This window comes from Nostocoides japonicum T1-X7 (assembly GCF_001046855.1).
Lineage (GTDB): Bacteria > Actinomycetota > Actinomycetes > Actinomycetales > Dermatophilaceae > Nostocoides > Nostocoides japonicum.
In genome coordinates, this window is record NZ_HF570958.1 from 2290383 (window position 1) to 2315312 (window position 24930).

The 24930-nt window shown below is 73.2% G+C and carries 22 protein-coding genes and 1 riboswitch; of the genes, 3 read left to right on the forward strand and 19 right to left on the reverse strand.

Features of this window, described 5'->3' with window-relative positions; translation table 11 throughout:
* Positions 1–100 precede the first annotated feature (100 nt).
* Together BN12_RS10230 and BN12_RS23395 are read right to left on the reverse strand one after the other, a co-directional pair.
* Complete coding sequence (locus BN12_RS10230) at positions 101–1267, reverse strand: EfeM/EfeO family lipoprotein (RefSeq protein ID WP_162233075.1); 1167 nt, start codon at positions 1265–1267, stop codon at positions 101–103.
* Positions 1268–1356: 89 nt separating this feature from the next.
* Positions 1357–1758, reverse strand: a complete 402-nt coding sequence (locus tag BN12_RS23395; protein WP_053080002.1) for a DUF3224 domain-containing protein — start codon at positions 1756–1758, stop codon at positions 1357–1359.
* 79 nt (positions 1759–1837) lie between these two features.
* Positions 1838–2036: riboswitch (cobalamin riboswitch) on the forward strand.
* Between the two features lie 26 nt (positions 2037–2062).
* On the opposite strand from BN12_RS23395, the gene BN12_RS10240 reads away from it, so the two are divergent.
* Positions 2063–3391, forward strand: coding sequence for a glycine cleavage T C-terminal barrel domain-containing protein (locus tag BN12_RS10240; RefSeq protein ID WP_048552189.1), 1329 nt, complete (start codon positions 2063–2065; stop codon positions 3389–3391).
* A 40-nt stretch (positions 3392–3431) separates the two neighbouring features.
* On the opposite strand, the gene BN12_RS23400 is transcribed toward BN12_RS10240, so the two are convergent.
* From BN12_RS23400 to BN12_RS25110, 13 genes are all read right to left on the reverse strand, one after another.
* Positions 3432–3899: a calcium-binding protein gene (locus BN12_RS23400; RefSeq protein ID WP_053080003.1), complete on the reverse strand. Its 468-nt coding sequence runs from the start codon at positions 3897–3899 to the stop codon at positions 3432–3434.
* A 103-nt stretch (positions 3900–4002) separates the two neighbouring features.
* Positions 4003–7086, reverse strand: coding sequence for a tetratricopeptide repeat protein (locus BN12_RS10250; RefSeq protein WP_048552191.1), 3084 nt, complete (start codon positions 7084–7086; stop codon positions 4003–4005).
* 148 nt (positions 7087–7234) lie between these two features.
* Positions 7235–7753, reverse strand: a complete 519-nt coding sequence (locus BN12_RS10255) for a hypothetical protein (protein WP_048552193.1) — start codon at positions 7751–7753, stop codon at positions 7235–7237.
* Between the two features lie 140 nt (positions 7754–7893).
* Positions 7894–8454 (reverse strand): TOPRIM nucleotidyl transferase/hydrolase domain-containing protein, encoded by a 561-nt coding sequence (locus BN12_RS10260; RefSeq protein WP_053080004.1) that lies wholly within the window; start codon positions 8452–8454, stop codon positions 7894–7896.
* Positions 8455–8560: 106 nt separating this feature from the next.
* Entirely contained in the window at positions 8561–9142 is a 582-nt protein-coding gene (locus tag BN12_RS10265) for a TetR/AcrR family transcriptional regulator (protein WP_048552197.1), read from the reverse strand.
* 102 nt (positions 9143–9244) lie between these two features.
* On the reverse strand, positions 9245–10261 hold the full coding sequence (locus BN12_RS10270) for a zinc-dependent alcohol dehydrogenase family protein (protein WP_200901188.1): 1017 nt from the start codon (positions 10259–10261) through the stop codon (positions 9245–9247).
* Positions 10262–10614: 353 nt separating this feature from the next.
* Positions 10615–11019, reverse strand: coding sequence for a dihydroxyacetone kinase phosphoryl donor subunit DhaM (dhaM, locus tag BN12_RS10275; protein WP_048552201.1), 405 nt, complete (start codon positions 11017–11019; stop codon positions 10615–10617).
* A gap of 2 nt (positions 11020–11021) precedes the next feature.
* Positions 11022–11699: a dihydroxyacetone kinase subunit DhaL gene (dhaL, locus tag BN12_RS10280; RefSeq protein WP_048552203.1), complete on the reverse strand. Its 678-nt coding sequence runs from the start codon at positions 11697–11699 to the stop codon at positions 11022–11024.
* A gap of 1 nt (position 11700) precedes the next feature.
* On the reverse strand, positions 11701–12696 hold the full coding sequence (gene dhaK / locus BN12_RS10285; RefSeq protein WP_048552205.1) for a dihydroxyacetone kinase subunit DhaK: 996 nt from the start codon (positions 12694–12696) through the stop codon (positions 11701–11703).
* A 96-nt stretch (positions 12697–12792) separates the two neighbouring features.
* Positions 12793–14085, reverse strand: coding sequence for a lyase family protein (locus BN12_RS10290; RefSeq protein ID WP_048552207.1), 1293 nt, complete (start codon positions 14083–14085; stop codon positions 12793–12795).
* A gap of 5 nt (positions 14086–14090) precedes the next feature.
* Positions 14091–15578, reverse strand: a complete 1488-nt coding sequence (locus BN12_RS10295) for an MFS transporter (RefSeq protein WP_048552209.1) — start codon at positions 15576–15578, stop codon at positions 14091–14093.
* Positions 15579–15785: 207 nt separating this feature from the next.
* The gene (locus tag BN12_RS10300; RefSeq protein ID WP_048552211.1) at positions 15786–16646 is read right to left on the reverse strand and encodes a G1 family glutamic endopeptidase; all 861 of its coding nucleotides are present in this window, start codon (positions 16644–16646) and stop codon (positions 15786–15788) included.
* 109 nt (positions 16647–16755) lie between these two features.
* Entirely contained in the window at positions 16756–16974 is a 219-nt protein-coding gene (locus BN12_RS25110) for a hypothetical protein (RefSeq protein WP_048552213.1), read from the reverse strand.
* Between the two features lie 169 nt (positions 16975–17143).
* On the opposite strand from BN12_RS25110, the gene BN12_RS10310 reads away from it, so the two are divergent.
* Positions 17144–20023, forward strand: a complete 2880-nt coding sequence (locus BN12_RS10310) for an AfsR/SARP family transcriptional regulator (RefSeq protein WP_048552215.1) — start codon at positions 17144–17146, stop codon at positions 20021–20023.
* A gap of 787 nt (positions 20024–20810) precedes the next feature.
* Here BN12_RS10310 and BN12_RS10315 read toward each other — a convergent pair.
* The 4 genes from BN12_RS10315 to BN12_RS10330 form a co-directional block, all read right to left on the reverse strand.
* A complete protein-coding gene (locus BN12_RS10315; RefSeq protein ID WP_048552218.1) occupies positions 20811–21101 on the reverse strand; it encodes a putative quinol monooxygenase in 291 nt (96 codons plus the stop codon).
* A 172-nt stretch (positions 21102–21273) separates the two neighbouring features.
* Positions 21274–22383, reverse strand: coding sequence for a sensor histidine kinase (locus BN12_RS10320; protein ID WP_048552220.1), 1110 nt, complete (start codon positions 22381–22383; stop codon positions 21274–21276).
* A gap of 9 nt (positions 22384–22392) precedes the next feature.
* Positions 22393–23562: a sensor histidine kinase gene (locus BN12_RS10325; protein WP_048552222.1), complete on the reverse strand. Its 1170-nt coding sequence runs from the start codon at positions 23560–23562 to the stop codon at positions 22393–22395.
* Positions 23563–23573: 11 nt separating this feature from the next.
* Positions 23574–24113, reverse strand: a complete 540-nt coding sequence (locus BN12_RS10330) for a hypothetical protein (protein WP_048552224.1) — start codon at positions 24111–24113, stop codon at positions 23574–23576.
* A 159-nt stretch (positions 24114–24272) separates the two neighbouring features.
* Between BN12_RS10330 and BN12_RS10335 the strand changes: the two genes are divergently transcribed.
* A complete protein-coding gene (locus tag BN12_RS10335) occupies positions 24273–24929 on the forward strand; it encodes a response regulator (RefSeq protein ID WP_048552226.1) in 657 nt (218 codons plus the stop codon).
* Position 24930: the final 1 nt, after the last annotated feature.

Sequence of the window (24930 nt, forward strand, 5' to 3'; positions counted from 1 at the left end):
CCCGCGACGGCGGCGCCGGCCGCAGCCCCTGCCGCGGCCACTGCCGCGCCGTGGAGGAAGCCGCGGCGGCCGAGCGCCGGTTCGCGCGGTGCGTCGGCCGTCATGACGGCCCCCTTCGTGGCTCGAGGACGGTGGCCACCGAGGACAGCAGCTCGGCGAGGCTGCTGAGGTCGGCGTCGACGCGCTCGCGCTGGGGCCGGGTCAGCGCCTCGAGCGCCGGCCACGTTCCGTCGGGTCCGCGCAGCGCGGCGAGGTCCGAGCGGGCCTGGGCCAGCGCCGCGTCGATGGCGGGGGTCTGCGGGTCGCGGGGCGCGAGGAGCGGGTGGACGATGCCCAGCGTGGTCCGGGTGCCGGCGAGGTTCGCGTCGACGGTGGCCAGGTTGGAGTGGCTGCCGTAGTCGGTCGTGCCGGTGAGCTCGAACTGCACGGCGTTCTCGGTGATCTCGTGGGACCGGAGGCCGATCTGCAGCGGGTCGATCTGCTGCGTCGCGAAGAAGTGGCCGAGGGCGTCGACCGAGCTCGCGAGGGTGTGGGCCGGCTTCCGGAGGCTGCTCATGGATGCGCCGTGCCACAGGCCGTACTCGAGGCGGTGGAAGCCCGCCCACGACGGGTCGTGCACACCGCGAGGCAGCCCGTCGGCCGTGCCGTTGATCTGCGCGTCGTAGTCGCCGAAGGCGTCGTATGCGGCGCCGAGCCGCTCGTAGGCGAGGTGCGCGGGCAGCCAGCGCGCCTCCGCCTCCCCGCGGTCCCCCGCGTCGATGCTGGCCTGCAACCCGGAGACCGCACGAGCCAGGCCCGGCAGTTGCCCGCTGACGTACCGCTCGTACCGCTTGGTCGCCGGGATGAGCTGGGCCTGGGTGATCGGGAGGACCGCCGGTGTCGTGCCCTTGGCGGTGCCGCCGATCGTCACGGTCGGGCCCATGACCATCGGCTCGTCGTCCATCGCGCACCGGAACTGGTAGCGGCCCGCGCCGAGGTCGACGTCGAGGGTCGTCCGCGTGCCGGGCCCGAGCGGCTCGACGTCGGCGTAGATCGCTCCGGTCGCCGCGTCGGCGAGCTGGGCCTCCCCGGCACGCGAGTCGGTGTTGCTCATCACGAAGTGCTGCGGACCCGCTGCGGGGTGCTCCCACCCGGTGCCGCACCTGCTGACGGACACCGCGATCGTCGGCCCGGACGCCCTGCCCGCATCGCTCTTCGTGCATCCGGCGAGAGCCCCCAGGGCCAGACCGACCACCGCGAGGCGCGCCATGAGAGGGGCCGGCCGCATGGGTCGGAGCATAGCCAGGGTGCCGCCCATCGGCAGGTCGGGAGACGTCGGCGTCGCGACGACCGGGTGGACCGGCGACCGCCCGCGGCTCAGTCGAGCCGGTAGTCCAGCACCAGCGGCATGAACGGGTAGTCGGCGTGGGTGGACTCGCTCGCGCAGCTGCCGGCGATCCCGGCCAGCCCACCCGTGCCGGATCCCGGGACGATACCCATCCGTCCCGTGGCGGTCGCGCCGTCGTAGTGGCCGTCCCCGCGGAGCACGAAGGAGCCGCTGCGGCCGTCCAGCTCGCCGGACAGGCGCAGCAGCGTCACGTAGGCGCTCGTCCCGTCCGGGCGGTAGAAGGCGAGCATCTCGGCCGTGCCGGACGACAGCCCGTCCCCTCCGTCGCGAAGGAGCACGTGGGCATGCGTCGTCCGGCCTCCGTCGTCGAGGTCCTCGACCGGGGACTCGGTCCACTCCTCGATGCGCAGCCTGGTCGCCAGGGTCGTCATCCGGCCAACGTAGGAGCACCTCATGGGCCGGTCAAGGGGCCCATCGACCGGGGGGCTCACCGACCGGACCCCATTGACCACGGCATACGTCCGACCTAGGCTCGCAGAAGCGTCACAGAACCGGGAAGTCGGTGCGACTCCGACACGGTCCTCGCCACTGTGACCGGGGAGCCGACGCCCGACAACCGCCACTGGGTCCGAGTCATCCAAGACCTGGGAAGGCAGGGCCGAGGTGGTGATCCGGGAGTCAGGAGACCGACTGTGGCGTCCGATGGTTCGTCGATCCACGAGAGATGGAGTCGCCATGGCCCAGGAGCCTGCGCACCGCTGGGCGGACAATGTTCCGTCCGTCGACCAGTCCGACCGGCTGGTCCCGATCAACCTCCGGCAGTCCGGGCCGACACCGGTCGAGCTGCTCATCTCGACCCGCATCCGCAAGTCGCCCTACTGGCACCTGTCCGTCGCGGCCGGCTGCTGGCGCGCCGAGGTGTACAACCGCGTCTACCACCCGCGCGGCTACGTGCGCCCCGAGGACGGCGGCACGATGGTCGAGTACGACGCGCTCGTCAACCATGTGACGCTCTGGAATGTCGCCGTGGAGCGCCAGATCCGCGTGTCCGGCCCGGACGCCGAGGCCTTCGTCGACTTCGTCATCACCCGGGACGCCACGCGGATCCCCCCGATGCGGGCCCGCTACGTCATCCTCTGCAACGACAAGGGCGGCATCCTCAACGATCCCGTCCTGCTGCGCCTCTCGAAGGACGAGTTCTGGTTCAGCCTCTCCGACTCCGACCTCATGTTCTGGCTCCAGGGCGTCAACGTCGGTCGCCGGTTCGACGTCGACATCGCGGAGATCGACGTGTGTCCCGTGCAGATCCAGGGGCCGAAGTCGGAGGCGCTCATGGTCGACCTCCTCGGACCGGAGCTCGCCGAGCTCCCGTCGTACGGGCTTCTCGAGGGCGAGGTCGCCGGCCACCCGGTCGTCGTGTCGCAGACCGGCTTCACGGGCGAGAAGGGCTACGAGATCTACCTGCGCGACGCGACGCTCCACGCCGAGGACCTGTGGAACGCCATCCTCGAGGCGGGAAAGCCGCACCAGCTCGCGGTCATCGCCCCGGCGCACCACCGACGGATCGCCGCCGGGATCCTGTCCTGGGGGCAGGACATGGACGCCGAGACCTTGCCCTTCCAGGTGAACCTCGGCTACCAGGTCCCCCGGAGCAAGGCGGCCGACTACGTCGGGAAGGCTGCCCTGGAGGCCGCGAGGGAGCAGATCGAGGCCGGCGACCCGCCCTACGTCCACACCCTCGTCGGCCTCCGGCTCGGCGGCTCGCCCATCGACGAGTACGCCCCCGACTTCTGGCTGGTCAGCGAGACCCCCGAGAGCGATCCGGTCGGCTACGTCACCTCGCCGTGGTACTCCCCGGAGCTGGGGACCAACATCGCCATGGCGCACGTTCCGATCGGCCTCTCCGCGCTCGGCACCGAGCTGTCCGTCCACCTTCCCGACCGGTATGCCGACAGCCCCGGCCGGCCGGTCGCGGCGACGGTCGTCGAGATGCCGTTCCGGCCGTCGGTCAACCCGAACACCCGAGAGCGGCTCCGCGAGAAGGGCCTCGACGCGGCATCCTGAGCCGTCGGCCGGGTGGTCCTCGGCGCAGAGGTGGCGGTCCTCAGTAGAGGTACCGGTAGGCGACCGAATGCCCTTCGTCGGTCCCGTCCGGGGAGGTGTACATGTGCAGGTAGGAGTAGTCGACGCCGGGGCCGCCGAGGATGCAGTCGTTGCCCGGTCCTCCGGTCAGCTCGTCGTCGCCGGGGCCGCCGAGGATGGTGTCCCGCCCACCGCCACCGTCGATGGTGTCGTTCCCGCCGAGTCCGATGATGAGGTCGTTGCCGCCGGTGCCGACGAGGGTGTCGTCACCCGAGGTGCCGATGATGACGTTGGTCCAGGGGAGGGCGCACGGCTTCACCGACGGCAGCTTCGCCGACGGCAGGATGCCCGAAAGCGGCTGGGCGGAGGCCGGAGACCGAGTCGTGGAGCCGGTCTCCGCGGCGTGTGCGGTCACCGGCGCAGCGACGAGCGCCGCTCCGGCGGCGATCGCGGCGAGGACGGGCAGGAGTCGGGTGCGGGTCGTGGTCATGGCGATGGTTCCTTCTCTGGTGGTTCGAGCCGTCTGTCGTCGGCTCGATGGGGTCGGCCTCGTCTCGTCGAGGTCTCGTGCGGATGAGCGTGTCAGCGCCGCGTCAGCGTGGCGTCAGTACGGGCGCGGGCGGCCGCGAGGCGCTCGCGACGCCGACGATCCGAGGGTCCGGCCCGGGCGCACCGATCTCGTCCATGGCCTGCCGCCACCGCTCGAACGCGCGCCGCGCCTCCCCGTGCCGGCCGGCCCGGAGCAGGCCGTTCACGAGGCGCCGGTGCACCTGCTCGTCATAGGGGTCGACGGCCAGCAGCCGCACGAGGATGCCGAGGGTGTCGGGCGTCCGGCCCGCCTGGGCCTGCAGCGCGGCGAGCCGGCGGACCGACCGGACCCAGGCTGCGCGAACCTCCTCGCGGAGGCCGTCGGCCCACTCCTCCGGCTCGTCCTCGAACGCCTCACCGCGGTACATGGCGTCGACGTGGGCCAGCACCTCCCGTGCCTCGTCGATGGCGCCGCCGTCGGCGAGCGCTGCGGCATGAGCGGCATCGCGCAGCACGAGGTCCGCGTCGAGGGCGACGGGGCCGAGGTTGAGTCGGATGCCGTGCTGGTCCGCCGTGATGAACCGGTCCGGCGGCCACGCCTTGGTCGGGTCGAGGACACCGCGGACCGCGGCGAGCAGGACCGACAGCCGGTGGCCGGTGCGGGCGGGGTCGTCGTCCGGCCAGAGCAGGTCGCACACCCGAGCCCGCGTCACGACGCGTCCCCGGTGAGCGGCGAGGATCTTGACGAGCGTCCGCGCCTGTCGTGAGCGCCAGGCCGGCAGGGGGACCTCGACGCCCTCGACGGTCACCGCGAACGGACCGAGGACACGGACGCCGACGACTCCGGCGCCGGCCTCGCCGTCGGTGACGCTTCCCCCGGGGACCGGTATGCCGAGCCGCCCGAGCGTCCGCGCGGCCTCGCGGGCGTGGGATCGTTCGGTGCCGTCGGCATCGGCCAGCCGGCCGATGAGCACCTCGACCCGGGCGACGGCCGGCTCGGCGCCACCGGCGGACCAGATCGACAGAGCCTCCCGCAGGGCCCGGCGGGCGCGAGCAGGGTCCTCGACCGCCGAGGACTGGAGCTCCAGGGCGTCCGCGAGCAGGTCCGCGGCCCGCTCCTCGCGGGCCGCGTCGACGGCCTGACCGGCGAGGTCGAGGGCTGCCGGACGGTCGCCGTGGGCGAGCGCGACCCGCCCGGCCGTCGTGAGGGCGATGGGTCGCACGTCGGGGGAGGCGATCCGCAGGGCCTCGCCGACCTGGTCGTCCGGGTCGTGCTCGGCCCCGCTGCCGGGGAGCAGGGCCAGGCCGCACAGGGCCGGCACGAGGAGCTGGGCGTCACCGGACTCCCGGGCCAGCTCGACCGCCTCGAGGTAGGCGGCCCGGCTCTGCTCCTCGTGGCCCAGCGCCCGGTGCACGTCCGCCATCCCGAGCAGCGGGAGGGCCGCACGGGCCGGGCCCAGCCTGCGGCACAGGGCCACCGAGCACTGGAGGTGCCACAGGGCCTCGTCGAGCGCGCCGACCCGGCCGAGCGCCTCGCCGAGGTTGTGGAGGGCGACGGCCTGCAGCCCCGGTGGGCAGGTCTGGCGTGCCATCCGCGCCGCCTCCCGGGCCGAGACGCAGGCTCGGTCGTAGCGGGCGCCGGCGAGGAGCAGCCACGTGCGGGCCGCGAGCACGCGGGTCGCCGTCATCGCGTCGTTCGCCGCCGTCGAGCAGCGGAGGGCCTCGTCGAGGTGCAGCTCGCTGAGGGTGCCTCGGCAGGTCCGGGACACCGCGAGATGCGCGACGCCGAGCATGCGTGCGTCGCCGAGCCGCTCGGCCACCTCGAGGCACCGCGCAGCGACCGGCTCCGCCTCGTCGTGGCGGCCGAGCATGGCGAGCACGTGGACCCGACAGGCCAGCCGGTCGACGACGTCCGCGCCGCATCGAGGCGTCGGCTCCGCGTCGAGCGGGTCCGGGCACCGGTCCAGCACCTCGAGCGCGTCGTCGAACTCCCCGCACATGTAGTGCAGGCCGGCGACCCTGACGGCGAGGGCAGCCGGCCACGACGTCGCATCGGCCTGGGCGACGAGGGGCGCGAACACCCGGCGTGCTCCGGCGGGGTCGCCGGAGATGCGCAACGCCTCGGCATACGTGCTCCGAAGCGGCTCCGGCGCATCGACGAGCGCGGTCCCGACGAACTCCTCGACGAGGCGGACGACCGGGCCGGCCTGGCCGTGGCGGACCATCTCCTCGCCTCGGTCGACGACGAGCCGCACGACGGCCTCGTGGTTCCCCGCGACGCCGTGGGCGCGGGCTGCCGGCAGCCATACGTCGTCGGCCTCGTGGGCCTGCGCGACGGTGACGGCGATGCGTGCCGGGGGCCGACGGCAACCCTCGCGCAGGACGTGGGCGACGACGGGCACCATGACGACGTCGCTCGTCCGTCCGACGCCGCGCCGCCGGACGAGGACGCCGGTGCGGCACAGCTGCTCGACCATCCCCGGCAGCCGGGTGCCGCCGAGCTCGGTGGCGAGCGCGTCGCATACGGACTGCGTGAGAGGGCCGTCGGCGTCGACGTGGGCCAGGGCCCGGAGCACCTCCTCGGCGCCCGACGGGAGGTCGGAGAGCACGGCGGTCCGGACCCAGTCCGCCGCCGGGGCACCGGGAGACGTCAGCGCGTCGAGGACGTCGGCCTGCGCGTCGCGGCCCAGCACGTCGCCGGCGAAGTGGACGAGCGCCGGCCAGCCCGCGGTCAGCTCGGCGACGCGCACAGCGGTCTCGGCGTCGGCGACCCCGGCGTCGTCGGCGAGCAGGCAGGCGGTCTCGTATGCCGTGAGCGCGAGGTCGGTCGCGGCGCGCTGGCAGACCCGCCCGGGCAGCCGGTCGCGCAGTGCCGTGCCGATCGGGAACCGCGAGGTGACGGCGACGCCGAGGCCCGGTCGCCGGGTGAGGAGGTCGGCGATGCGGGCGTGGTCGTCCGCGGCGACCCGGTGGAGGTCGTCGATGCCGAGCCACGGGACTTCCTCCGGGAGGCCCTCGGCCACGAGGGTCGGCGCCGACATGACGACGCCCGCGTCGGGGCAGTGGGCCGCGAGGAGCGCGGACTTGCCGTACCCGGCCGCGGCGGTGATGAGCAGGCGCGGGGGTGTCCTGTGGGGTGCTGCCGTCACGCAGTGCAGAGGGATTCCGGGCCGATGTGATACACGGGCTCATGGTGCGTGCCGGCGACGATGGGTGTGGAGCGCGCGCCGAAGGGCCCCACGGCGGGTATGCCGTGGGGCCCTTCGGCGCGACAGGTGCGTCCGGCTGGTGCTCCGCTCACCACCAGATGGTCGTCGGGGTCGTCAGCTCGGCCTTGCTCCACCCGCCGGTGACCGGGCCGCTCGTCACGCGGAACTTCACGCTCTGGTACATCTCCTCGTTGCCGTCGGTGTCGGTACGGGGCAGGGTGCCGCGGACGTCGACGGTCTTGGTTCCACCGGCCGTGCCGAACGATCGGGTCGTCGTCGCCGTCCCGATGAGGTCGTCGTCGGCGTTGTTGACGCCGTTGGCGTCGACATCGCCCTTGCGCCCGGCGAGGTCCTGGTCGTACGTCGTCGTCTTCACCTCGACGCTGAGCCCGGAGGCCGACGCTCCGCACGTCACGTCGTAGGAGTAGTAGACGTAGGGCGTGTTCGAGGCGTCGTAGGTGCCCCGGAACTCCGCCGCCTTCGGGCTGACGGTGCAGCCGTCCTTCGTCGTCGACGCGTGGGCCGGCAGGGCGAGCCCGATCGGCACCGCCGCGGTGGCGACGGCGACGAGGGACAGCCTGCTCATCCGGCTCAGGGTGTGGTTCATGGTCTTCCTCCATCGGTGGGGCGGTCGTCCGGACCGCCGGTCCATGTCGGCCACGGGCGTGGGCGACATGGACGACGATGGGGGAGGGGCGTCATCGTGGCGTCAGTACACGGTCCGACGAAGCCGGTCCGGCCCACTGGTCAGACGCGGTCGAGGACCGCCTGCAGGGGCTTGGGCACCCGGCCGGGCTCGAGGGCTCCGACGAGCAGCTCGGCATACCGCGCCTTGCGTCCCGACCGGACCCCGACGAAGCGGTGGAGCACGGCCTGTCTCGACCAGTCGCGCTGCGCCGGCATGCGCGCGAGGAGCCGGAGGGAGCGTGCCTCACCGGCGGCCTCGATGACGGCTTCGACCGCCTCGCAGCCGTGCGCGCGGATGAGCTCGTCCTCGAGGTCCGCCGAGCAGGAGAAGAAGCCCAGCCGTTCGAGCCCGTCGTCGGTCGGCGCGGCGGTCAGACCCGCGGCGGCCAGTCCGTGGCGGAGCGCGGGCTCCTCGGGGGCGTCGTACAGCCCGACGAGCGGGACGTCGAGCCCGTGCGGTCCGTACCGCGCGGCGAACGCTCGCGTGTTGGTGATCCCGCCCATCGGGACGACCCGGACCCCCTCCGCGGTGAGGTCACGCCCCTGCCGCCGGGCCGCGGCATACAGCGCGATCCGGTCGCTGGTGCCCTCGACGAGGACGACGGTGCGAGGCAGGGTCACCACTCCAGTGAGCGACAGCGGTATGCCGGCGGTCAACCGAGATTCCGGCCGACCGACCTCGCCGCGGCGCCGCGGGCGAGGAGCCCGCTCGCGCCGGACGGCGTCGTCAGGGTGCGAGGGCGATGTCCTCGCAGCGGGCGACGGCACGATGGAGCGACGCCGTGTCGAGGCCGAGGAGGGCGGTGAGCCACAGCCCGTTCTGGACGACGTCGACGTCGGCCGCGCGCCGGGCGCATTCGGCGCGGGAGAGGTGGGGGCGGGCGGCGTGGATGAGCCGGGCCAGGCGGGTGCGGTACTGCTTCTGGGCCCGGGTGTTGATGTGGGCGTAGACCTCGTGGGCCTGGGCCAGGGACCACAGCTGGAGGCGGAGGGAGAGGTACTCCGTCGTGAGGAACTGCGGCTCGGCGACGCGGCGCAGCGTCGTCCGCAGCTGCTCCTCCGGAGTCGACGCAGGGTCCGGCGACAGCATCGCGAGGTCCTGCTCCTCGATGCGCTCGAGGGCGGCGCGGATCAGTCCGACCTTGTCCTCGTAGTAGTAGTTGACGAGCCCCAGCGCGACGCCCGCCTCCCGGGCGACGGCCCTGATGCTGACCCCGGCGATGCCCTGCTGCGCGAGCAGGCGGAGGACCGCGTCGAGGATCCGCTCCTGCCGGTCCGGCGCCTCGGGGCCTGACCGTGCTGGCGTCACGCGGTCAGCGTAGTCGTCCGGCGCGACCCTCCTGGGAACCCGTCCCCTCGTCCTCGGGTCCGGATCGTCCACGGCGACCAGGCCCGCGGCGACCGTCCCGTCTCAGCCGCGGGGGTCGATGACGATCTTGTGGACGCCGGGGTGGTGGGCGATGGCCCGCAGCGCCTTCTCGTAGTCCTCGAGGCCGTACCGGTGGGTGATGATCCCGTCGGTCCGGACGCGCCGCGCGCGCAGGGCCGCGATCGCGCTGGGGAAGGAGTGGATCTCGGCGAAGGACCCCTTGATGGTGATCTCCCGCTGGAAGACGTCGTAGGGGTTGATGGTGACGCGTGCGTCGTGGTCGGCGACACCGTAGAGGGCGACGGTGCCGCCCTTTCGCGCCAGGGGGACGCACTGCTCGACGAGCGCGGGCACCCCGGTGGCGTCGACGACGAGGTCGAAGCCGTCGGCTCCGGACCCGGCGCGCAGCCGGTCGACGTCGGTGGCCAGATCGTCGCGGCCCATGAGGTAGGTGGCGTCGATGCCGAGGCGACCTGCCGTGTCGAGCTTGAACGCCGCCCGGTCGGCGATGGTGACGTGGGCGGCGCCGTTGGTGGCCAGGAGTTGGGCGAGCAGGATGCCGGTCGGGCCCGCGCCCAGGACGAGCGCGGTGCTGTTGGGGGTCGGGCTCAGGCGCTCCACTCCGTGGGAGACGCAGGACGTCGGCTCGGTGAAGACGGCGACGTCCGGATCGAGGCCATCGACGGAGAACACCTGGCGGGCGGGCGCGACGGTGTACTCGGCGAACATGCCAGGTCGGTTGACGCCCTTGGCCCGCAGGTCGTCGCACAGCAGGGGGCGGCCCTCCCGGCAGTAGGGACAGAGCCCACAGCTCGCATTGGGGTTGATGGTCACCTGCTCGCCGACCGTGAAGCCGGTGACTCCCTCGCCGAGAGCATCGACGACGCCGACGGTCTCGTGGCCGGGGATGAGCGGGTAGGCGCCCATGAAACCGCCGGCGTGCAGGTGCAGGTCGGTGCCGCAGAAGCCGGTCTGGAGGACGGCGACGCGCACCTCGCCAGGGCCGGGCTCGGGAGTCGGAACCTCTCGTACCTCGAGGGTGAACGGTGAGTCATACACGACGGCCCGCACGGAACCTCCACGCTCTCCTGGATCGATGGGTCGGAATCCAACGATACGCAAGAATCTCCATCGATATCAATTCGCCGGTCGACCTCGACCGGAGGGTGGGTGGTGCAGAGGCCCCGATCGGGGGCCAGACCGCCAGGGTGGGCGGGATGGGTAGGTCGTCAGGTGGTGCAGAGGCCCCGATCGGGTGGCAGAGCGCCAGGGGAGGTGGTGCAGAGGCCCCGATCGGGTGGCAGACCGCCAACTGGACGACGCCAGACCGGGGTTGGTCATTGAGCGGGCGTCGAGCGGTGTGTGGTGGGGAGGGCGTCGGGCGGTGTGGTGGGCGGGCGGCGGCGGGGCGCTCAGTGCTGGAGGTGCGAGGCCTTCGGGGTGAGTGCCGACGCAGCCTGCTCGGCCACGCGGTCGAGGTCGGCTCCCGTGCTCGCCGTGACCGCTGCCGCGACGAGGCCCTCGACGAACGGGCCCGCGCTGAGCCGGATCTCGCCGTCCAGCGGCCCGACGAGCTCCGTGGCGAGCTCGGCCGAGAGGACCGCGCTGCCGAGGTCCATGAGGACGAGGACGCCGTCGCCGGACGCGACCCGCGAGATGGCGTCGGCGATCCGGACGGCGTCCGTGCCGGTCGCTCCGCCCGCGGTGCCGGCCGCGACGGTGATCGGCACGTCGGTGCCGTGGAGCATCTCGCGGGCCAGCTCGACGGCGGCCGTCGCGAGGGCAGGGGAGTGCGAGACGACGACGATGCCGACCATCCTCAGGCCCGCCCGTCGGTCGTCTCGGGGAGCGTCCCGGCGAGGGCATCGGCGAGGGCTCGCAGGAGGAGGGCCGAGGAGGTGGCGCCCGGGTCGAGGTGGCCCGCGCTGCGCTCGGCGAGGTAGCTCGCCCGCCCCTTCCTCGCGACCATCGGGATCGTGGCGTCCCGACCGGCCTCGGCGGCCTCGCTCGCCGCGGCCGCGGCGTGCTCCGGCCCGGACCCCACGGCCCTCTCGTAGGCCGTGACGGCGGGCTCGAGGGCGTCGACCATCGTCTTGTCGCCCGGCTCGGCCTTCCCGCGGGCGACGACTCCGCCGACCCCTGCGCGCAGCGCCGTCGCGAGACCCGCCGCGTCGAGCTCGTCGACCGGGCCGGCCGCCGTGCCGAACCGGAGGAAGAAGGTGCCGTAGAGCGGTCCGCTCGCGCCTCCGACGGTGCTCACGAGCGTCATCCCCACGGTCTTGAAGAGAGCGTCGACCGTCGCCGGGCGATCGGCGTGCAGACGCTCGACGACGGCCCTCATGCCGCGGTCGAGGTTGAGGCCGTGGTCGGCGTCGCCGATCGCCGCGTCGAGCGCGGTGAGGTGGTCCCGCTCCTCGTGGACGAGCCGGCCGAACGTCTCCAGCCAGGCGACGAGCTGCGCGACCTCGACTGTTCCGGGGTCGGCTCTGGAGCCCACCTCAGGCCCCCCAGCGCAGACCGGGGGTGTCGACCGGTGCGTCCCAGAGGTCGAGGAGCTCGTCGTCGGCGCGGACGAGGGTGAGCGAGCAGCCGGCCATCTCCAAGGAGGTGATGTAGTTCCCGACCAGCGTGCGGGCCACGGTGACGTTGCGCCGGCCGAGGATCCGGGCGATCTCGCCGTACATGAGGTAGAGCTCGATGAGCGGCGTCCCGCCGAGGCCGCTCAGCATGGCGATGACGGGAGCGCCGGTGAAGTCGAGGTCGTCGGTGATCGGGACGACGAGCTGCTCCGCGACCTCCGACGCCGTGCCGAGCCGGCCACGGGACCGGCCCGGCTCGCCGTGGATTCCGACGCCGATCTCCAGCTCGTCCTCGGCGAGGTCGAAGGTCGGCCTGCCGACGGCCGGCACCGTGCACGAGGTGAGGGCGACACCCATGCTCCGGCCGTTGTCGTTGACCCGCCGGGCGACGTCCGCGACGGCGGACAGGTCGCGCCGTCCCTCGGCGGCCGCCCCCGCGATCTTCTCCACGACGACGGTCACCCCGATGCCGCGGCGCCCGGCGGTGTAGAGGCTGTCCTCGACGGCGACGTCGTCGTTCGTCACGACGGTGGCGATCGGCGACCCGCCCTCGGCCAGCTCGACGGCCATGTCGAAGTTCATGACGTCGCCCGTGTAGTTCTTGACGATGTGCAGGATCCCGGCACCGGCGTCGACGTGCTGGTCCGCCGCGAGCACCTGGTCCGGTGTGGGAGAGGTGAACACCTCGCCCGCGCAGGCCGCGTCGAGCATTCCCGGACCGACGAACCCACCGTGCAGCGGCTCGTGCCCCGAGCCGCCTCCCGAGACGAGCGCGACCTTCCCGGCGACGGGAGCGTCCGCGCGATACACGACCCGGTGCTCGTGGTCCACCGCGAGCCGTCCCAGGTAGGCCGCCTCGACGCCGACGAGGGCGTCGGTCACGACGTGCTGGGGATCGTTGACGAGCTTCTTCATGTCAGTCGCCTCTCCGCGCCGGTCCTCCGGGTCCGATCATGCTCCACTCGTCGGTATGCGGAGCCGGCGACGGTCCGGCAACGTGCGGCCGGGCGGTCATCGGTCGTCCTCGCCCGTCGTGGCGGCCCGGGCCCGCCGCACCTCGGCGGTGGCGGCGTCGTAGCCGTCCTCCGCGGCCATCGCGACCCACCGGTCGAAGGCGCCGCTCACGTTGGCGTGCAGGCGCGGCCCGTCCCAGGTCAGCCCGGTGACGCACCTCTCGGCGAGCACCTGGGCCGCCGAGGCGAGGTCCTCGAAGATGTCGATGAGCGCGTCGACGATGACGGGCTCCATGATGTTCAGCTCGAGCTCGCCCGCGCCGACCGCCGCTTCGACCGTGTGGGCGGCTCCCCGCACCCGGTAGCTGAGCTGCATGGCGTACTCGGGGATCGCCGGGTTGACCTTGCCGGGCATGATGGAAGAGCCGGCCTGCACCGCCGGCAGGCCCACCTCCGCGATCCCCCCGACCGGACCGGAGGAGAGCAGCCGGAGGTCCCCGGCGATCTTGGCGACGACGAGGGTGGCACGCACCGCCGCCTGTGCGATCGCCGCATACGGGTCGAGATGGGCCAGCGCGTCGTAGGGGTCGCTGGACGGGAGGAGGAGGTCGTCGCCGCACAGCCCGCGGAGCTCGGCGACGGCGAGCTCGCGGTAGCCGGCCGGTGCGCCGATGCCGGTGCCGAGAACCGTCGCGCCGATGGGCACCGCGCGTAGCTCCTCGACGGCGGCTCGGACGCCGCGTGCCGTGCGACGGATCGCGGTCGCGTGGGACCGGTGGGTCTCCCCGACGGTGAGCGTGACGGCGTCCTGGAGGCAGGTGCGTCCGAGACGCAGGGTGTCGGCATACTCCGCCGCCTTCTCCTCGAACGCGCGAGCCAGCGTCTCGAGGGCCGCGAGGGGCTGCGCCGACAGCTCGCGGATCGTGAGTGCCATCGCGGTCGGGTACGTGTCGTTCGTCGACTGCGACGCGTTGACGTGGTCGTTCGGATGGATGGGCCGGCCCGCGAGCCGAGTGGCGCGGGCGGCGATCACCTCGTTGAGGTTCATGTTCGTCGTCGTTCCCCCGCCGCCGAGGACGAGTGCGGTGGGGAACTGGTCGTCGAGGCGCCCCGCCGCCACCTCCCGGGCGGCCGCGTCGATGGCCCGCGCCACCTCCGGTTCGAGGACGCCGAGCGCCCCGTTGGCCCGCGCGGCGGCCGCCTTCACCCGGGCGTAGCTGCGGATGAGCGCCGGCACGTCGGCGAGACGGCGACGCCCGGGCCCGAAGCTCGCCACGCCCAGCTCGGTCTGCCTGCCGTACAGCTGCTCGCCCCGGGGGGCTGCCTGCTCGTGGTCGTCGGTGGGTGCCATGGGCCTCAGCCTTCGTGGCGGCCATGGTAGCCGGAGCCGGTCACGGCATCGAAGAGCCCGAGCGCGAGGGCCACGGCGACGAAGAGGGCGACGACGAGGAGACCGTGGACGAAGGCCCGGTCGAAGTCCGGCGGGCGGCTTCCCGCGAGGACGCCGTAGAAGACGCTGCCGGTGATGGCGATGCCCGCGGCCGACCCGATGCGCTGGGCGGTCTGCAGGGCGCCGCCCGCGACGCCCGCCTGGGCGACCGGCACCTCCGACAGGGTGAGCGTCACGTTGGGGCTGATGACGAGGCCGCCGCCGATGCCCGCGACGAGCAGTGGGGCCGCGGCCGCCCAGCCGAGCCCGGTGCCCTGGACGAGGTGGCCGACGACGGCCACGGCGAGGACCCCGGCGAGCACGAGGACGAGCCCGGCGACGACGAGCTTGCGTCCGATCCGGGTGACGACCCGCCCGCCGATCGCGGCCGCCCCGGCCGAGCCGATCGCGAAGGGCAGTGCCGCGAGCCCGGAGAGGAGGGCGGAGTAGCCGAGCCCCTCCTGGAGGACCTGGGCGTAGATGAAGAAGATCGCCGTGAAGCCCGCGAAGTAGACGAGCCCGATGAGGGTCCCTGCCGTGTAGCTCGTGCGGGCGTAGAGCCGGAAGTCGATGACCGGCTCGCGTCCTCGGGCGAGGTAGCGACGCTCCCAGAGGACGAACGCGACGAAGAGGAGGCCGGCCACCGGGAAGAGCCAGGGGCGGATCGGGGAGCGCCACGTCTGCTGCTCGATGAAGGGCAGGATGACGAGGAGCACCGCGAGCCCGAGGAGCAGGACGCCGACGGGGTCGAGGTCCTGGCCGCCGGCCGCGACGCGGTCCCGTGGGGTGTGGGGCACGAGGCGTCGCGTGAGGAGCATCGCCGCCAGCCCGATCGGCAGGTTGACGAAGAAGACGTAGCGCCAGCCGGACTCGGTGCCGAACACGGCGATGAGCAGGCCTCCGACGAGGGGGCCGACGGCCGTCGACACCCCGACGGTGGCGCCGAAGAAGCCGAACGCCTTGCCCCGCTCGGCGCCCCGGAAGAGGGACTGGATGAGACCGCTGACCTGGGGGGAGATCATGCCGCCGCCGAGTCCTTGGACGAGCCGGGCGACGATGAGGACCACTGGGGCGTGGGCGAATCCGCACGCGGCGCTGGCGAGCGTGAAGATGCCGAGGCCCGCGATGAGGGTCGGCCGGCGTCCGCGAGCGTCGCCGAGCCGTCCCGCGGGCACGAGGAGCAGGCCGAAGGAGAGGGCATACCCCGACACCACCCAGGACAGCGTGTTCTCGCCGGCGCCGAGACCGGTCCGGATGCTCGGCAGCGCGACGTTGACGATGCTCACGTCGAGGAGGGTCATGAAGCCCGCCACGAGGCATACCGTCAACGCCTTCCACCGGTTGGGGTCCGGGACGTAGTCCTCGGTGCCCGGGCCGGCTGCGCCGGGCGCCGGTGAACGGGTCGGCGAGCTCATCGGCCGCTCGATCGGGGAGCGCCGTGGCACGGCAGGCGACGGCGGCCGGCGACCACAGGCGGCGGATCGGCGAGGGCGAGGCGTGAGGGCACCCAGCCATTACCTCACCTGTTGCTCGGAACCGCGTGTGGAGGTCCCCGGGGAGGTGTGGCGGGCGGCGGTATGCGGAGCCGCGGCGACGCGCGGATCGGACCCGGGTGGGGCGGCTCAGGCCGCGACGAACACCACCTTGAACGCGTCGTCGGTGAGGCGGACGGGCCGCGCGAGGGTGGAGCCGTTCGACTCGACCATCGTGATGGCGTCGCCCGCCGTGAGCGACCTGCTCCCACTCGTCGTATAGGCGCTGATCTCGTCGAAGTACACCGCACCGAAGCGGGCCAGCGGGTGCACCGGGAGGTCGAGGTCGTCGCGGGTGACGCCCGCATCGATGGTCACGGCCGGGGGGAACCCGGTGTCCACCGTGAAGTTCATCGTCTGCGCGGTCGTCTCGTTCGCGAGGAAGTAGTGCGCGGTGCCCGGCGGCTTCGTGTCGAGGCACAGGGAGCCGCTGACGACGTCGCCGGGCCGCACCGGCAGGGGGATCGGCCCGACGCCCTGGGCCCAGAGGTGGCTCGTGACGTTCTGCTGCGGGTCGACCGTCATCTCGACGTGGACGTCGAGGAATCCGAGGCCGACGAAGGTGTGGAAGTGGTTGATCCCGAAGGGAGTCGGACTGTAGGAGAGGTCGGGCACCGTCCACGTGACGAAGAGCGCGGTGAACGGCGCGGAGAGGCTGACGAGGCTGAACCCGGACGACTCGATGGGGGCCGGCCCGATGCCGGCGGACGCGAGCTCGACGGTGGTCGCGATGGACGCGTCGGCCTGCGGCGGGAGATGCTCGAAGGTGGCGTAGCGCCGCGCCTTCCGCTCCCACAGCGCCGCCTGGCCCGGCTCGGTCCGCGGGTCGGGCCGCACGGGCAGGCCGTACCTGCTCAGCTCCCGCGCGGTCGCGGTCAGCGGGTCGAGGTCCTCGGGAACGGCGGGGCGGAGTCGCACCCGCGGGGTGGCCTGCGCGTCCGGTCCGGTCATGGCATACGTCCTCTCGCGATCCTCGGGTCCGGCCCGACACGGGCGGACGGCCCGGGAGACCCTTCGACGTCGGGAAGGAGCGGGCCGTGGCCTCGGTGATACGCGCAGGTCACGGCCGGGGTGGCCACCACTGCGGTGCCCACCCCGGTTGCGGCCGGGTCGCCCAGCCCTGGGTCGGAGTCTCGTGGGCCCAGCTCGTCATGCTGCTGGCGTCGCCGAGCTGGAACACCGGGTCGCCGCTCTTGGCGGTGGCCGGGTCACCGTCGGTGCCGATGAGCACGTGGTCCAGCGCCGACTGCAGGGCGACGTTCGAGCCGGCTGCGGCCACCGCTCGGTGCCGAGACGCGACTGGGTACGGTGTCGGTGGCGGAGGAGCTGCTCATGGTGTTTGTCGTCCTGTCTCTCGCGTGCCGGTCGTGTCCGGCGTCCGGGATGACGCTGCGTCGGCGCGCTCTCAGGCCGGTCTCACGGCGACTCCCACGAGGGGCGATGGGCCCGTGATATTCCGCGATCTCGGCCGGCTCCGCGTCGAGGCGGACGACATCGAGGTCCCCCTGCCCGGGCGTCGGCTCGCCTCGGTCCTCGCCCGCCTCGTCGCCTCCGTGGGGGAGACGGTCCCGGTCGACGCGCTCATCGAGGCGATCTGGGGTGAGCAGCCGCCGGCCCGGTCCGCTCAGGCCCTCGAGACCGTCGTGTGGCGGCTTCGCAGCGTGCTCGAACCCGACCGGGCCGCCGGGGAGGCGGCGACGGTGGTCCGCAGGCTGCCCGCCGGGTACCGCCTGGCGGTTCCTCCCGACGCCGTGGACTCGCACCGGTTCACCGCCCTCGCCGAGCGGGCCGACGAGGCCCTCGACGCCGGCGACGCCCAGCTGGCCCTCGAGCTCAGCGAGACGGCCCTGTCCCTATGGCGGGGTGAGCCGTACGACTCGCTCACCGACGCCGCCTGGCTCGCGCCCACGCGCCAGCGGCTCGCCGAGTGCCGAGCCGCTCTCGCGACCCTCCACGTCCAGGCCCTTCTCGACACCGGTCACCCGGAGCGGGCGCTGAGCGCCGTCGTGCCCCTGCTGGCGGAGCACCCGTTCCGCGAGCGGCTCTGGGCGCAGCGCATCCTCGGCCTCTACCGCACGGGGCGGCAGGCCGACGCCCTGTCCGCGTATGCCGAGGCGCAGCGGGTCCTCTCCGAGGAGCTGGGCATCGACCCCGGACCCGAGCTCCGGTCGCTGCAGGCGCAGATCCTCCACCACGCCGCCGAGCTCGACCCGCCCATCGCCGCGGCCCCCGCGGCGCAGCGCCTCGTGCCGGTGCGTCTACCGAGCCGTCGCGGCCCGCTCATCGGGCGTGAGGAGGTCGTCGCCGACATCGTCCGGCGATCGCGGTCGCACCGACTCGTCACCGTGACGGGCGCGGGCGGGGCCGGCAAGACCCGTGTCGCTGTCGAGGCGGCCCACCACCTGGTGGCCGACCATCCGGACGGGGTCTGGTTCATCGACCTCACCGAGCTGCGGCCCGAGGACGGCGACGCGACGCGGTTGCGCGAGATCATCGCCGCGACGCTCGATCTCGCGCCGCGGCCGCAGACACCGGTCGCCCGGTTGATCGCCGACCAGCTGCGCGACCGTCGCCTGCTGCTCCTCGTCGACAACTGCGAGCAGGTCCTCGACGCGGTCTCGCCGGTCCTCGACGAGATCCTCGACGCATCGTCGGCCGTCCGCGTGCTGGCGACGAGCCGGGAGGCTCTCGAGGTGGGCGACGAGATGGTCGTGGGGCTCGCGCCCCTGTCCCGCGACGAGGCGACGGCGCTGTTCGCCGAACGGTTGGCCACCCACCGCCCGGACCTGGACCCCTTCGGGTCGGACCGGGCCGAGGTCGAGCGGATCTGTGCCGCGGTGGGCGGCCTGCCGCTCGGCATCGAGCTGGCCGCGGCGCGGGTTCGGGTCTTCGAGCTCTCGGAGGTCGCGGCGACCCTGGCCGGCGGGGTCGCGGAGCTCAGCCGCAGCGGCCGGGGTCCGCAGCGCCACGCGAGCATGCTCGAGACCGTCGACTGGAGCTATCGCCTGGCCCGCCCGGATGAGCGGGTCCTCCATCGACGGCTGGCCACGCTCTCCGGGCCGGTGACGGCCGAGGCCGCCGGCGTCCTGTGCTCGGTGAGCCCGCTCACGCCCGACGACGCCCCCGGACTGCTCGCGGGCCTCGTTCACAGGTCCTTGCTCATGCCGGCGCGACCGGGCGGCTCCGCCGGCGTCACGACCTTCCGCCAGCTCGTCCCGACCCGCGCCCACGCCGACCGACTGCTCGAGGACGACGAGCGGGGTGCGGTGACCGCCGCCCGCGACCGCTGGGTGATCGACGCGATCCGCCAGGCCCCGCTCACGGGAAGCTCGGGGCAGGCCGAGGCGTCGGCATGGCTCCGGGACAACTCGACAGCCGTGTCGGCCACCCTCACCTCCGTCCTCGTCGACTCGCCCCAGCCGGCGGCCCTGGAGCTGCTGTCGCGGCTGATGCTCCACTGGTTCGAGCGGGGGCAGCTGCTCGAGGCCGCGCACTGGTACCGGTCCGCCGTCGCCGCAGCCGAGGCGGGGGCCTTCTGCGGCGTCGAGGCGGCCCTCGCGCGCGTGCTCGAGCTGTCCTTCCGAGGGCTGGGCCAGGACCGCGCCGCCGCAGCTCGGATCGTCGCCGAGCTTCCTGCGCTGCTCGATCCGCCGGCCGCCTCGGCAGCCCTCGCGGGCGAGGTCCTGGTGCTCGTCGCCGTGAGCACGTGGGTGGCTCAGGCGGCCGAGGTCGGGGCGCCGGCCGCCACGGCCGCCATGGCGATCGGGGAGCGGATCGGTCGGGCGGACATCACGGTGCGTGCCCGAGCACTCCTCGACATGCATCGCCTCGGTGCGCCCGACCGAAAGTCGGCCCTCGCGGACGCACGAGAGATCCTCGCCGAGCCGCACGACAACGAGTTCGCGGCCTTCGTCGCGTCCTACGCCTGCGCCATGGCCGCCCTCGCCGACGGCGACCCGGAGGCGGGGCTGGAATGGATGCGGCGGACCGCGCTCGCCCACCGGGTCCTTGCCATGCATCCGACGAGCGAGCTCCTCGAGGACGTCGCGCGCATTCTCGCCTCCACCGACGGCAGTCTCGAGGCGGTCCGCTGCTATGCCGCGGCGCAGGCCATGCACTCGCGGGACGGCCTCCCGTGGCCGCGGCTGCCACACTCCGCGTCGGTCATCCGCTCACTGCGTGATCGGCTGCCGGACGACGTCTACGACCGGCTGTGGCGCTCCGGCGAGCGCCTCGGAATCTCCCGCGACCCGGTCACGCTCCTCGACGAATGGCTTCCGGCGGGAGGGCCGTCCGGCACGAGCGGGGCCGCGGCCTCCAGCGCGTAGCGGTACGACGCCCAGGAGACGTGCCGGTTCCCGTCGCTGTCCCGCGCTGCGACCGCGGCCCGGCCGAAGCACCAGGCCGCCACCAGGTAGTGCCGACAGGCGCCCTCGAAGTCGTCTTCCGCGAGGCGCGCATCCCCGTCGCGCGTGAGGGCCTCGCCCGCGGCGTGCCAGCGATCAGCCTCCGCGTCCATTGCGCCACCGTGGCCCCACTCGCTCTCACCGTGCTCTCATGGCGACCTGTCACCGCGTGTTCTGCGGGACGTGGACGGGGCCATGCGCACGACGGATGGTCCGCGCCCATCGATCAGCGTCGACCCACGCGGATGGTCGTGACGTCGCCTCTGCGGGTCGAGGTCGGTGGTGACCGCCTGGGAGTGTTCGGACACCTCGAATGCGCAGAGGCCCCGGCCGATGGAGGTCATCGACGAGGTCCTGGTCGGGGCGACTCGTCGGTGCTGGGGGCATCAGGAGGACGGGAAGGCCCTCCTACAGGTCAAGACCACTCCCGTGGACCGGAAGGAGACGACCCATGGCCTTCACCGTGCACCCCAGCCCCGAGCGTCGCGAGGCGATCCGGCGAGCGTCCTGCGCCGTCGTCCGGCTCGCCGCTGTCCCGCAGGCCAAGGCGGCCGCGCACCGCCAGAGCGTGATCGTCAACGACCTGACGGCATACACCGACATCCAGGCGTGGCATGCGGTGGCGACCCTGGAGGGGATGCTCCCACCACGCCGACACCCTCTGATCCGGCAGGGCAACCCGAGAGTCTCGGTGCCTCGGCCTCGAGGCCTACTCCGTGGTCTCCCAGACGGTCCACTCATAGTCGCCGATGACTGCTCCCCCGTTGATGAGGTCGAGCAGGGCGGCGACCTCGTCCTGGGCGTTCTGCCGGTCGAGTGCTTCACGGTTCTCGAAGACCTCGGTGGCGATGAAGGCGTCGGGGTCGGTGAGGCTGCGGGAGACGTCGAAGTGCACGACGCCCGGCAGCGCGCGACTGGGTGCCTCGACGGCGGCGATGACCTGCGCCATCTCCTCGGTGCGCTCGGGCCGACACTGAACCTTGAACCTGCCGACGATCATGACGTCTCCTCAGCTCCAGCCATTCCCCTGCACGTCCCAGCGTCCTCCGGTGAGGGCTCGGACCGCATCGTTCCGACGAATCCACCGTGAGGTCACCGATCCCCCGCGCTCGCGTCTCCCAAACATCCTCCCGGGACACGACGCGCTGCTCCGGGCGGCTTCATCGCCCCGGTCAGCAGCGCGCCGCGTGACGGGGCAGTCGGGCCTCGACCGACCAGCCGCCCACATCGGACTCGCCGGCGCTGAACCGGCCGCCGAGGGCCTCCACCCTCTCGCGCAGCCCGAGGAGTCCGCTGCCGCCGCCGAGGTGCGCAGCCGGGCTCTGGATGCCGCGTTCGTTCTCGACCCGGACGCTGACGTCGGGGCCGGCCGGGTCGACCCTGATGACGACCCGGACGTCGGCACCCGGCGCGTACCTGAGAGCGTTGGTCAGGCTCTCCTGGACGACCCGGAAGGCCAGATGGGCCACGGATTGCGAGACGGCGTCCCGGTCGCCTTCGAACCGGCAGGACACCCGGAGCCCGGTTCGCCCGGCGAGGGTCACCACCTCCTCGACCAACGACAGCTCCGCCCCGGGCGGGCCGTCGAGGAGCTCGACGAGCCGTTCGAGATCCTGGGTCCCTCGTCGGGCGGACTCGGAGATCGTCGTGAAGGTGTCCCGCGCCCGTCTCGGGTCGGAGTCGACGAGGCGCTGGCCGGCCGCGGCCTGGATCACCATGACGCTGATGGCGTGACCGACGATGTCGTGCAGCTCGCTCGCGATCCGGGCCCGCTCGTGACGGAGGGCCAGCTCGGCATACAGCTCCCGTTCGTCCTCCAGGTCCCTGACCCGCCGCGCGAGCTCGTCGGACGTCTCCCTCCGGAGGCGGAACACCGTGCCGGCGGCGAACGGCGGAAGGGTGAACATGATGGCCGCTACCCAGCTGTTCATGTCGACGACGACGTAGAGAAGGACCAGGTACGTCGCGGCACACAGGGCGACCAGCCACGCGGCACGACCGGACCAGCCGAGGGACAGCACGGCGCAGCCGGCGGAGAGGATGACGAGGGCCGGGTCGGGGAACGGCCCGCCGACGGCCCCTGCGGCGAGCAGCAGCCCCAGCGTGAGGACCGCCGTGATCCGGGGCCGGTCGCGCCACCTCGTGAGGGAGAACCCGGCCACGAGTGTGAGCGCGACGAAGACGTTGCCCTGCACGGAGGTCGGCCAGCCGTGCACCGCCGTCGGGACTGCCACGACGAGGAGGACCCCGACGACGATGGCGAATCCTTCGATCCGATGCATGGCCGGCCGCTATCCCACGACAGGTAGCTGCGCGACCGCACTCGCCCGGCCGCGGCTCACCCTGACGTGCACCGACCCGTCGAGCAGGGCCGCACGCTCCCTGGCGAGCCGCACGGCGGCCTTGAGGTCGGCGGAGCGGACCGCGGGCCCGCTCACGCGGATCTCCAGGACGTCGCCCTCGAACCGGACCGCGACGTCGACACGCGCGTGGGGCCGGTCGGCGAGGACGTTCACGAGGTGCTCGACGATGCGGTATGCCGACAGCTCGACCGTGGCGGGCAGCGCCCGGGGATCGCCGGTGACGGTCAGCCGCGCGTCGGCCCCGGTATGCCGGGCCAGCAACGCGTCGAGGTGCGCGACGGTGGGGGCGGGGGCCAGGGCGACATCGCCACCGCGCAGCAGCCCGACGATCTCGCGCATGTCGTCGAGGGTCGCGCGGCTGTCGGTCTCGATGCTGGCGAACAGGTCCCTGGCGTCCTCGGCGGCGAGGTCCCTGCCGGACTCGGCCACGGTCGCCAGCTGCTCGAGCCGCTCCTTGAGGAGCCCGTCGAGCCGATGGGACAGCTGGACCCGGTCGCCGGCGATCTCGAGTGTGACCCGGTCGTCGCGCAGCCGTTGGAGCTCCTGGGTGCGGGCCTCCAGCTCGGTGAGCATCGTCGTGCGATGCCGCACGGCGCGCCCGATCCCGAAGACGATGGCCACGATCGGCAGGGCGAGCACGATGGCCCCGAGGGCGGTCGTCGCGTCCTCCACGAGGACGACGACGGTGAGGAGCGAGGTGAGGGCGAGCACGGCATACGCACGGGACCGGTCGAGCGCCACGGCACCCAGGTAGGTGATCACGAAGGCGAGCGGCAGCCCGGCGCCGCACCTGGTGACCCAGCCGAAGAGGATGTCGTGGAGACCCATCACGGCGAGGGCGACGACGGCCACCACGACGGGATCGCGCCGCCACCACAGGACGCCCGCCGATGCCAGGAGGAAGACCGGGACCATCGCCCAGGAGTGCGACGTCATCGGATGGGCCATGCTGCCCTCGCGGATGGCGGCCGCGACCTGCTCGTCGCTCACCGTGACGTTCTCGACCATCAGCCAGAGGCCGAGCGCCGTGAGGGTTCCCGCGAGGACCCAGTCGACGGGCCGGACCCCTGTCACCACCGTGCGGAATCCCTCACGCATCGCTCGACCCCTCAGGCGTGGACGTGCTCGGCATCCAGCGTAGACGTCTCGGCGTGCTCGCCGGTGCGCATCCGGACGAGGAGTCCCACGCCGTAGCAGGCGGCCGCGACGGGGACGGAGAGGGCGAGGGCGCCGAGTCCTCCGGTGGAGGAGTCCTTGACGAGGGTCGCGACCTGGAGGGCGAGCACCGCTCCCAGCCCGGCCAGCTGCTGCGGGCGGCCGCCGGAGAACCGGGCCACGGCGTATGCCATCGCGACCGACAGTGGCAGGGCGAACCCGCAGCGAGTGATCCAGCCGAACGCCGGGACGCTCGCCGCGACGACGAGGAAGGAGACCGTCGTCGCCGCGACGGGGGACCGTCTCCGCCACAGGATCGGGAGTGCGGCGACGACGAAGACCGGGACGATGAGGGCCGAGTGGGAGTCGAGGGGGTGGGCGACGTCGGCGGCGGCGCCGGCCGTGACGTTCTCGAGCCCGATGACGACGGCGAGTGCGACCATGACGGCCGTCAGCACGTAGTCCATGGGGCGGATGCCCTTGACGATGTCCATGTGAGTGTCCTTCCGTCCCCGGCGTCCTCGTGACCCCGGCGTGGACCCCACGATCCACTCCGGCCCCCGTCGCCGGCGTCGGCCGCGAGGACGATCCTCCCGCCCGTCATCCTCCTCGAGAACGACTCCTCGACGAGCCCGGCCGGGCACAATGAGCGGGTGATCAGGGTCCTCGTCGCGGACGATCAGGAGCTGGTGCGCACCGGGTTCCGGGTGATCCTGGAGGCCGAGGGCGACATCGAGGTCGTCGCCGAGGCGTCGAACGGCGCGGAGGCGGTGCGGCTCGCCGCGCTCGTCGAACCCGCCGTCGTCCTCATGGACATCCGGATGCCGGAGCTCGACGGGCTGGCCGCGACCGAGCAGATCCTGCGCCGTCCGGATCCACCCACCGTCGTCGTCCTCACGACGTTCGACCAGAACGAGTACGTCTACCGGGCGTTGCGCGCCGGCGCCGCCGGCTTCCTCCTGAAGGATGCGCCGTCGTCCCGCCTCATCGCGGCCGTCCGGGCCGCGACGACGGGTGACTCGCTCATCGAGCCGACCATCACGCGGCGACTCGTCGAGCGGTTCTCAGAGCCGTCCACCCCACCTGGTGTCCCGGACCGCCTGGTAGCTCTCACCGACCGCGAGCTCGACGTCCTGCGGCTCATGGCCCGCGGGCTCTCCAACGCCGAGATCGCGGCCGAGCTCGTGGTCGCCGAGACGACGGTCAAGACGCACGTGGCGCGGGTCCTCACGAAGCTGGACGTCCGTGACCGCGTGCAGGCCGTGGTGCTCGCCTATGAGACGGGCTTCGTCCGCCACTCCGGGACCTGAC

What these genes read in the sequence shown, in the direction of transcription:
- dhaM (WP_048552201.1), bottom strand. Translation starts at nt 11,019, where the DNA reads ATGGTCGGCATCGTCGTCGTCTCGCACTCCCCTGCCCTCGCGACGGCC.
- BN12_RS10330 (WP_048552224.1), bottom strand. Translation starts at nt 24,113, where the DNA reads ATGGACATCGTCAAGGGCATCCGCCCCATGGACTACGTGCTGACGGCC.
- BN12_RS10320 (WP_048552220.1), bottom strand. Translation starts at nt 22,383, where the DNA reads ATGCATCGGATCGAAGGATTCGCCATCGTCGTCGGGGTCCTCCTCGTC.
- BN12_RS10240 (WP_048552189.1), top strand. Translation starts at nt 2,063, where the DNA reads ATGGCCCAGGAGCCTGCGCACCGCTGGGCGGACAATGTTCCGTCCGTC.
- BN12_RS10230 (WP_162233075.1), bottom strand. Translation starts at nt 1,267, where the DNA reads ATGCGGCCGGCCCCTCTCATGGCGCGCCTCGCGGTGGTCGGTCTGGCC.
- BN12_RS10255 (WP_048552193.1), bottom strand. Translation starts at nt 7,753, where the DNA reads ATGAACCACACCCTGAGCCGGATGAGCAGGCTGTCCCTCGTCGCCGTC.
- BN12_RS10295 (WP_048552209.1), bottom strand. Translation starts at nt 15,578, where the DNA reads ATGAGCTCGCCGACCCGTTCACCGGCGCCCGGCGCAGCCGGCCCGGGC.
- dhaK (WP_048552205.1), bottom strand. Translation starts at nt 12,696, where the DNA reads ATGAAGAAGCTCGTCAACGATCCCCAGCACGTCGTGACCGACGCCCTC.
- BN12_RS23395 (WP_053080002.1), bottom strand. Translation starts at nt 1,758, where the DNA reads ATGACGACCCTGGCGACCAGGCTGCGCATCGAGGAGTGGACCGAGTCC.
- BN12_RS10315 (WP_048552218.1), bottom strand. Translation starts at nt 21,101, where the DNA reads ATGATCGTCGGCAGGTTCAAGGTTCAGTGTCGGCCCGAGCGCACCGAG.
- BN12_RS23400 (WP_053080003.1), bottom strand. Translation starts at nt 3,899, where the DNA reads ATGACCACGACCCGCACCCGACTCCTGCCCGTCCTCGCCGCGATCGCC.
- BN12_RS10290 (WP_048552207.1), bottom strand. Translation starts at nt 14,085, where the DNA reads ATGGCACCCACCGACGACCACGAGCAGGCAGCCCCCCGGGGCGAGCAG.
- BN12_RS10300 (WP_048552211.1), bottom strand. Translation starts at nt 16,646, where the DNA reads ATGACCGGACCGGACGCGCAGGCCACCCCGCGGGTGCGACTCCGCCCC.
- BN12_RS10325 (WP_048552222.1), bottom strand. Translation starts at nt 23,562, where the DNA reads ATGCGTGAGGGATTCCGCACGGTGGTGACAGGGGTCCGGCCCGTCGAC.